This window comes from Acidovorax sp. Root217 (assembly GCF_001428645.1).
Taxonomy (GTDB): Bacteria; Pseudomonadota; Gammaproteobacteria; order Burkholderiales; family Burkholderiaceae_C; genus Acidovorax.
This window is the reverse complement of record NZ_LMIH01000011.1, coordinates 112,733-120,103: the sequence shown is the minus strand read 5'-3', so window position 1 is coordinate 120,103 and position 7,371 is coordinate 112,733. Positions and strand designations below refer to the sequence as shown.

At 69.1% G+C, this 7,371-nt stretch carries 7 protein-coding genes; 5 read left to right on the top strand and 2 right to left on the bottom strand.

Annotation, left to right across the window (positions count from 1 at the left end; all coding sequences use genetic code 11):
• The first annotated feature begins 111 nt into the window (after window positions 1-111).
• Complete coding sequence (urtE, locus tag ASE31_RS09905; RefSeq protein WP_057201484.1) at window positions 112-804, top strand: urea ABC transporter ATP-binding subunit UrtE; 693 nt, start codon at window positions 112-114, stop codon at window positions 802-804.
• Here urtE and ASE31_RS09900 read toward each other — a convergent pair whose 3' ends face one another.
• Entirely contained in the window at window positions 805-1,653 is an 849-nt protein-coding gene (locus ASE31_RS09900; RefSeq protein WP_057201483.1) for a phosphatase PAP2 family protein, read from the bottom strand.
• 212 nt (window positions 1,654-1,865) lie between these two features.
• Here ASE31_RS09900 and ASE31_RS09895 point away from each other — a divergent pair, with 212 nt between their 5' ends.
• The 3 genes from ASE31_RS09895 to ASE31_RS09885 all read left to right on the top strand — a co-directional run bounded on the left by ASE31_RS09895 (window position 1,866) and on the right by ASE31_RS09885 (window position 5,076).
• Window positions 1,866-2,957, top strand: a complete 1,092-nt coding sequence (locus ASE31_RS09895; protein ID WP_057201482.1) for a diacylglycerol kinase family protein — start codon at window positions 1,866-1,868, stop codon at window positions 2,955-2,957.
• A 29-nt stretch (window positions 2,958-2,986) separates the two neighbouring features.
• Window positions 2,987-3,799 (top strand): metallophosphoesterase, encoded by an 813-nt coding sequence (locus ASE31_RS09890; RefSeq protein WP_057201481.1) that lies wholly within the window; start codon window positions 2,987-2,989, stop codon window positions 3,797-3,799.
• Window positions 3,800-3,990: 191 nt separating this feature from the next.
• Complete coding sequence (locus ASE31_RS09885; protein WP_057201480.1) at window positions 3,991-5,076, top strand: adenylate/guanylate cyclase domain-containing protein; 1,086 nt, start codon at window positions 3,991-3,993, stop codon at window positions 5,074-5,076.
• A gap of 6 nt (window positions 5,077-5,082) precedes the next feature.
• On the opposite strand, the gene ASE31_RS09880 is transcribed toward ASE31_RS09885, so the two are convergent.
• A complete protein-coding gene (locus tag ASE31_RS09880) occupies window positions 5,083-5,811 on the bottom strand; it encodes a haloacid dehalogenase type II (RefSeq protein WP_057201479.1) in 729 nt (242 codons plus the stop codon).
• 204 nt (window positions 5,812-6,015) lie between these two features.
• On the opposite strand from ASE31_RS09880, the gene ASE31_RS09875 reads away from it, so the two are divergent.
• Window positions 6,016-7,248 carry an MFS transporter gene (locus tag ASE31_RS09875; protein ID WP_057201478.1) on the top strand — a complete coding sequence of 411 codons (1,233 nt, stop codon included), beginning with the start codon at window positions 6,016-6,018 and terminating at the stop codon, window positions 7,246-7,248.
• The last annotated feature ends 123 nt before the right edge of the window (window positions 7,249-7,371 follow it).

Below are 7,371 nucleotides of genomic sequence, written 5' to 3'. Positions count from 1 at the left end.
TTTCTTTGGCGAAGCAAAGAACAAGTACCTCGGCCGCCGGGCCGAGACCCGGCCTCCGCCCTCTGCACAAGAGCAGAAGTAACCATAGGCACCAGACATAGGCCAACCAACATGCTCACCGTCCAAAACATCAACCAGTACTACGGCGGCTCCCACATCCTGCGCGACGTGAGCCTCACCGCCGAACCCGGCAAGGTCACCGTCCTGCTGGGCCGCAACGGCGTCGGCAAGACCACCCTGCTCAAAAGCCTCATGGGCCTGGTCCCCATCAAGAGCGGCGCCATCAGCTTCGATGGCAAACCCATCGACAAGGCCACCCCCTACGACCGCGCCCGCGCCGGCATCGGCTTTGTCCCCCAGGGCCGCGAGATCTTCGGCCGCCTCACGGTGGAAGAGAACCTGCGCATGGGCCTGGCCTACAAGAGCGGCTCCACCCCCGTGCCGCCGCACCTGTACGAGCTGTTTCCGGTGCTCAAGCAGATGCTGCGCCGCCGTGGCGGCGACCTCTCGGGCGGGCAGCAGCAGCAACTGGCCATTGCGCGCGCGCTCGCACCGGGGCCACGCCTGTTGATCCTGGACGAACCCACCGAAGGCATCCAGCCGAGCATCATCAAGGACATCGGCCGCGTCATCCGCATGCTCGCCGACAAGGGCGAGATGGCCATCCTGCTGTGCGAGCAGTACTACGACTTCGCGCAGGAGCTGGCCGACCAGTACCTTGTGATGGAGCGAGGCGAAGTCATCGCGCGCGGGCCGGGCAGCGAGATGGAAGCCAAGGGCATCCGAAACCTGGTGGCCATTTGATCAGGCTGCGGTCGTGCTGGCCACATCCCCCCGGTGCCGCCAGCGCGCCACGCTCTCGATCACCAGCACCGTGCACACCATCCAGGTGCCGCCCAGCAGCCAGCCGGCCAGCACGTCGCTGGCGTAGTGCACCTGCAGCACCATGCGGCTCCAGCCGGTGGTGAAGACCAGCATGCCCGCCAGCACCACACAGGGCACATGCCAGCGCGGCGGCAGCAGGCGCGTGGCCAGGTAGGCCAGCAGGGTGTAGGCCACCATCGAGGCGCTGCTGTGCCCGCTGGGAAAGCTGTAGCCATCGGCCTGCGCCACGCCATGGTGCAGGTGCTCGGGCCGGGCGCGTTCAAAAATGCTTTTCAAAATGCGCGTCAGCGCCCCATTGCCCGCCAGGGCCGCCAGCCAGCCTATGGCCAGCAGCCGGTGGCCGCGCCACCACAGGCCGGCGGCCACCAGGGCCGTGAGCGCGGTGAGCACGGCGGTGTCGCCCAGGTGGGTGAGGGTGGCAAAGAAACGCAGCACCCCGGTGGCGGCATGCAGGCGCAGGGCGTTGGCAATGGCGTCGTCCACCGCGCCCCAGTCGCCGTCTTGCTCGCTGCCGCTTTCGGCCAGCTCGGCGATCACGCTGCCGGCCAGCACCATGGCACAGGCGGCGCCCAGCATGCCCGCCAGCAGTGCCCAGCGCGGGTCGATGGCCATGGGCAGCGTGCGCTGCAGCAGCGGGCCGCCGCGCTGGCGCACGGTGCGCAGGCCCCACAGGGCCAGGGGCCCGGCCAGGCTGGCCAGCACCAAGCCGGCCAGCCACCAGCCCAGAGGGTGGTTGGAGATCAGGGTGCCGATGGCGGTGGCTTGCATGGGATCGGTTGGCAACAGCAGCAGTTGTAGGTGGGTGTCGGGTCGATGCTGCCTGTTGTACCGCAGCGCGCATCACCCCTTCGCGCCGGGCGTGAATGTAGGACAAGGCGCCGACAGCTTCACAGCGCCGTGGCTGACAATGGCGGGCCGGTGACCAGGGCACCATGGGTACAGCGGCGCCATGCCGTCTTATCGGAGCCTGCCTTTCATCCATGACCACTGCCCCTCGACCCCCTGCCGTCCACCCCCATGGGCGCATCCACCTCGTGGTGCCCAAGCGCCCGGGTGCTGATTTCGACCTGGTCCGCGCCAAGCTCGAAGGGGCCTTTGCCGCCCATGCGCACGACGTGGTGTGGCATGTGCCCGACGAGCGTGGTGACATTGTCGATCTGGCCCACAAGGCTGTGCGCGATGCGCAGGCCGATGGCGGGCTGGTCGTGGCCGCGGGGGGCGACGGCACCATCAACGCCGTTGCCGCGGCGGCCCTGCGCGAGGCGGTGCCCATGGGCGTGATACCCATGGGCACGTTCAACTACTTCAGCCGCGAGCATGGCCTGGCGCTCGACCCCGAGGTGGCCGTGCAGGACATGCTGCACGCCATGGAGCGCGGCGACATGCGCCCGGTGCAGGTGGGCTTCGTCAACGACCGCATGTTCGTGGTGAACGCCGCCGTGGGCCTGTACCCGCGCCTGCTGGCCGAGCGCGAGATGGCCTCCAAACGCTTTGGCCGCTCGCGCATGGTGGCCATCCTGTCGGCAGTATGGAGCATGTTCCGCCCCGCCGGCGGGCGGCGCTGGCGCGTGATCATGCGCACGCACGAAGGTGCCCAGGCCCAGCAGGAGGAGCACCTGGTCACCACCCTGTTCGTCGGCAACAACCCTTTGCAGCTGGACCGCATGGGGCTGGAGCAGGCCCAATCCGTGGCCGATGGCGGGCAGCTCGGTGTCGTGCTGCTGCAGCCGCAGGACCGCTGGGCCGTGGCCCGCACAGTCTGGCACGCCGCCACCGGCCAACTGGCGCGCGACAGCGCCGTGACCAGCATCGCCTGCGCCGAGATGACGGTGGCCCCCGCCAGCTGGCGCCCCGCGCAGGTGAAGGTGGCGTTTGACGGTGAGCGCGAATGGATGGCGCCGCCGCTGCGCTTTCGGGTACACGACCAACCCCTGTGGCTGGTCACGCGCACCACGCTCGACCGGGATGGCGCCGCCGCTGCGCAGCATGAGCAGGTGGCCGTCGAACCCGCTGCTCCCGCTGTCGTCCCTCTGCCTGCGCTGGGTGCAGCGGCAGCCGTGGCGGCTTCCTGATCTCCTGCCGCGCCTGTACCCTACGCCCCATGTCCGTTCTGATGCACCTGTCCGACCTGCACTTCGGCGCACACGAGCCCGTCGTCTGCCGGGCGGTGCAGGCCCTGGCGCGCCAGCTCGGTGTGTCGGTGGTGGTGGTGTCTGGCGATGTCACGCAGCGCGCCACTGCCCCCCAGTTCGCGCAGGCCGCCAGCTTCATCCGCGGGCTCGATGCCGGCGCCACGGTGGTGCTGCCGGGCAACCATGATTTGCCGCTGTTCGCCTGGTGGCTGCGCTGGGGCCGCGCCTACAAGCGCTTCGAGCACGAGTTCGGCAAGGACCTGGAGCCCGTGCGCCAACTGGGCCGCTTCTTCATCGTCGGCGTGAACACCACGCGCCCCTGGCGCCACGAGCGCGGCAGCCTCTCCAGCGCGCAGATCGCGCGGGTCGAGAAGCAGCTGGCCGAGGCCTACGAAGAGCCCTGGCGCATCGTCGTCGCCCACCACCCGCTCACCGCGCGCAATGCGCAGGACAAGGAACACCGGCCCGCGCGCGCCGAAGAGGCCCTGCTGCGCTGGCGCGACGCCGGTGCGCAGATGCTGCTGTCGGGCCATGCCCACGCCGCCGGCCTGCTGCAGCCGCTGCCCGGCCTGTGGGTCAGCCAGGCCGGCACGGCCGTATCGCACCGCCTGCGCCATGGCTACCCCAACAGCCTGGTCATCCTGAGCCACGAGGCCGATGCGCACGACCCCGACAAGGTGCTGCGCTGGGCGGCGCGCTGGGACTACGACCCCGCGCGCGCCGCCTTCCACTGTGTGCAGCGCCAGTGGGTGGATGACCCGACAGGGGCTTTGGCAGTTTGAATGCCCGCACAGTGCGCACGCGCATGAGCTGCTGTGCTGCTGTGCCAGGCCCGCCGCGCCCACTCGCTGGTTGTTCTTCCTGGTCGTTTTCCCGCGGGCGGCTTGACCGATGGCCCGGCGCGCCTCTATTCTGGCTGGCGGGCGCCTCCATGGCCCCGGCCCTTCTCATTGAAACCCTTGCGCCGCCGCCCATGCACAAAGAATTCAACCACGATGCCCTGCGCCGCCTGCAGGCGCTGATTGCCCGCGAGACGGGCGCGCCGCTCAACGAGACGGCCACGGTCGAGATGGCGGCCATCCTGCGTGGCAGCGAGGGGCCGGATGGCGTGCTCAACGAAAGCCTGTCGGTGGCACCGCGCGAGGTCACCATCCTTCTGGCCGACCTGCGCGGTTTCACGGCGCTGTCGGCCTCGCTGCCGGCGGGCGTGGTGATCCCGGCGCTCAACCGCTGCCTGGCCATGCTCAGCGAGGTGGTCTTCAAGCACGGCGGTGCCATCGACAAGTTCATGGGCGACTCCATCATGGTGCTCTTCGGTGCACCCGTGGCGCGCGAGGACGATGTGGACCGGGCCCTGATGTGCGCTGTCGAGATGCAGATGGCCATGCGCGACCTGAACCTGGCCCACATGCGCGAGCGCCTGCCCGAGGTCTTCCTGGGCATTGGCGTGAACACCGGCACCGTGATGGCCGGGCGCTTCGGCTCGGATGTGTACTCCGAATACACCGTCATCGGCGAAGAGGTCAACCTCGCCTCGCGCATCGAGGCCTTCAGCCTGCGCGGGCAGGTGCTCATCAGCGAGGCCACCTACCAGCGCTGCTGGGGGCTGGTGTCGGCGTCGGCCCCCATGCAGGTCTACGTCAAGGGGCGCCAGCAGCCCGTGGGCCTGCGCGAGCTGGTGGCCATCCCCTCGCGCAAGCTCAAGGTACCGCGCCAGGAGTTTCGCCGCAGCCACCGCGTGGACACGCGCCTGCCCTGCCTGTGCCAGCGCATCCAGGACAAGATCATCGTGCCGCAGATCGTGCACGCCGCCGTCCGTGACATCGGCTACCACGGCCTGCTGGTGGAACTGACCGAAGAGCTGGCCTTGCACAGCGAGCTCAAGCTCGAATTCGACCTGACGCTGGTCGAATACCACGCCACCGACGTGTACGCCCGCGTCATCACCTTGAAGCCCGAGGGTGGGCAGTGGCTGGCGGGGCTGGAGTTCACCTCCATCAGCCCCGAGTGCCATGCCAAGGTGCAGATGTTCGTGCAGCTGCTGGTGGCTGCGCGGTAGGCCTTGTCAGCAGCCCAACTGAGTCGCCAGGTCCGTCAGTCGTGTGCTGTGCAGGTCATTGCCTGCCTGTGCCGAAACATCTTTCGGGTGCGCCGCCCCAAACTCCAGCGGCCGCTCCACATACATGGTGCGCAGCCCGCAGCCGCGCGCAGCCGCCAGGTCGTCGTGGTGGGCCGCCACCAGCGCCACCTGCGCCGGCTCCAGGTCAAAGGTGCGGGCCACGCCCAGGTAGGTGTCGGGGCTGGGCTTGTAGGCGCGGAACACCTCGGCGCTCAACACGCAATCCCACGGCAGGCCCGCGCGCTTGGCCATGTTGGTCAGCAGGCCGATATTGCCGTTCGACAGCGTGGTGATGGTGAACTTCGTCTTCAGCCGCGTGAGCCCGGCCACGCTGTCGGCCCAGGGGTCCAGCCGGTGCCACACGCGGTTCAGGTGCCAGCGCTCGGCCTCGGTCAGGTGCGTGAGGCCAAAGCGCGGCAGCATCTCGTCCAGAATCATGCGGTGCAGCTCGTCGATGCGCGTCCACCCCAGCTCGCCGCCCATCACGCGCGCCATGGCCGGCTGGTAGCCGCTGCGCCAGGCAATGGCAAAGGCATCGCCGTCGATGGCCGGGTACAGCGCCTGCATCTCGCGCACGATGCTGCCGTGCCAGTCCACCACGGTGCCAAAGATGTCGAAGGCCAGCACCTTCACCGTGCTGGCAAGTTCGTCTGCGGTGCTCTGGGGTGCGGTCATTCGCTGGCCTTGGTTGGGAACGAAGGTCCCAGCGTAGCAGTCTTGCCGCCAAGGCCCGCTACCAGCGCATTTCTCCCGTCCGTGCTATGGTTACAGGATTCGGGTTTACCCCCGTAACTCCGTTTCTTCCCCACCCCGTGCTTCTTCTGCGCCGCCTGCCAATGGCCGGTGCGGCGTAGCCCTGTTGCCGTTGCTGCTGCCGCCATGACCGCGCCCCTGTCGCCCTCCACGTCGCCCATCGCCCACACCCCCACCGACGACCGCACCCTGGTGCGCGCCGTGCTGGCCCTCGGGGTAGGCGGCTTTTCCATCGGCACGGGTGAATTCGTCATCATGGGCCTGCTGCCCGAGGTGGCGCGCGACATCAACGTGAGCATTCCGCAGGCCGGCCACGTCATCAGCGCCTATGCGCTGGGCGTGGTGGTGGGCGCGCCCGTGCTGGCCGTGCTGTGCGCCAACTGGGGCCGCCGCGCGCTGCTGATGGCGCTGATGGTGGTGTACGCCCTGGGCAACTTCGCATCGGCCCTGGCACCCGGCTACGGTTGGCTCAGCGCCATGCGCCTGTTCACCGGCCTGCCGCACGGCACCTACTTCGGTGTGGCGGCCCTCGTGGCCGCCGCCCTGGCACCCCCGGGGCGCCGCGCGCGCGCCGTGGGCTGGGTCATGCTGGGGCTGACCACCGCCACGCTGGTGGGCGTGCCCATTGCCGCCGCGCTGGGCGAGCATTTCGGCTGGCGCGCGGCCTTCGTGTTCGTGGGGCTCATCGCCGTGGCCGCCGTGGTCATGGTGCGCCTGTGGGTGCCCGACATGCCCGCATCGCACGGCGCCAGCCCGCTGCGCGAGCTGGGTGCCCTGGCGCGCAAGCAGGTCTGGTTCACCCTGGGCATCGGCGCCATCGGCTTTGGCGGCATGTTCGCGGTTTTCAGCTACATCAAGCCCACCCTGCTCGAAGTGGCCGGCATGCCGCCCGCGCTCATGCCCTTCGTGCTCGCGCTGTTCGGCCTGGGCATGGTGGTGGGCAACATCGTCGGCTCGCGCATGGCCGACAAGGCCCTCATGCCCACCGTGGGCAAGGTGCTGCTGTGGTCCATCGTGGTGCTGGCGCTGTCCATGCCTGCAGCCCACCATCCCGTCACGGCTGCGCTCTCCACCTTCTTCCTGGGCACCCTGGTCGCCATCGGCCCCGCGCTGCAGATCCGCCTGATGGACGTGGCGGGCCATGCGCAGACCCTGGCTGCCGCGCTCAACCACTCGGCCTTCAACGCCGCCAACGCGCTGGGCGCCTGGCTGGGCGGCATGTCCATCGCGGCCGGCCTGGGGTGGACCTCTACCGGCTGGGTCGGCGTGGTGCTGGGCATCTGCGGCGTGGGCATCTTCGCGTGGTCCATGTCGAGCGAAAAGGCCACCACACGCGCCAGCGCAGGCATGAAAGCCTGAGCGTAGCGGCGGTGCGACACCGCCGCAATTTGAGGAATGAACACCGCGTTTGAGGTACATTGAATGCGGGCCGGCCCTTCTGCCAGCCACGTCGCTCGGACGGTTCCGGGCGCTTACGTGAAA

Excerpts from the sequence above, each read along its gene's own strand:
- urtE (WP_057201484.1), top strand. The coding sequence starts at position 112 with ATGCTCACCGTCCAAAACATCAACCAGTACTACGGCGGCTCCCACATC.
- ASE31_RS09900 (WP_057201483.1), bottom strand. The coding sequence starts at position 1,653 with ATGCAAGCCACCGCCATCGGCACCCTGATCTCCAACCACCCTCTGGGC.
- ASE31_RS09895 (WP_057201482.1), top strand. The coding sequence starts at position 1,866 with ATGACCACTGCCCCTCGACCCCCTGCCGTCCACCCCCATGGGCGCATC.
- ASE31_RS09890 (WP_057201481.1), top strand. The coding sequence starts at position 2,987 with ATGTCCGTTCTGATGCACCTGTCCGACCTGCACTTCGGCGCACACGAG.
- ASE31_RS09885 (WP_057201480.1), top strand. The coding sequence starts at position 3,991 with ATGCACAAAGAATTCAACCACGATGCCCTGCGCCGCCTGCAGGCGCTG.
- ASE31_RS09880 (WP_057201479.1), bottom strand. The coding sequence starts at position 5,811 with ATGACCGCACCCCAGAGCACCGCAGACGAACTTGCCAGCACGGTGAAG.
- ASE31_RS09875 (WP_057201478.1), top strand. The coding sequence starts at position 6,016 with ATGACCGCGCCCCTGTCGCCCTCCACGTCGCCCATCGCCCACACCCCC.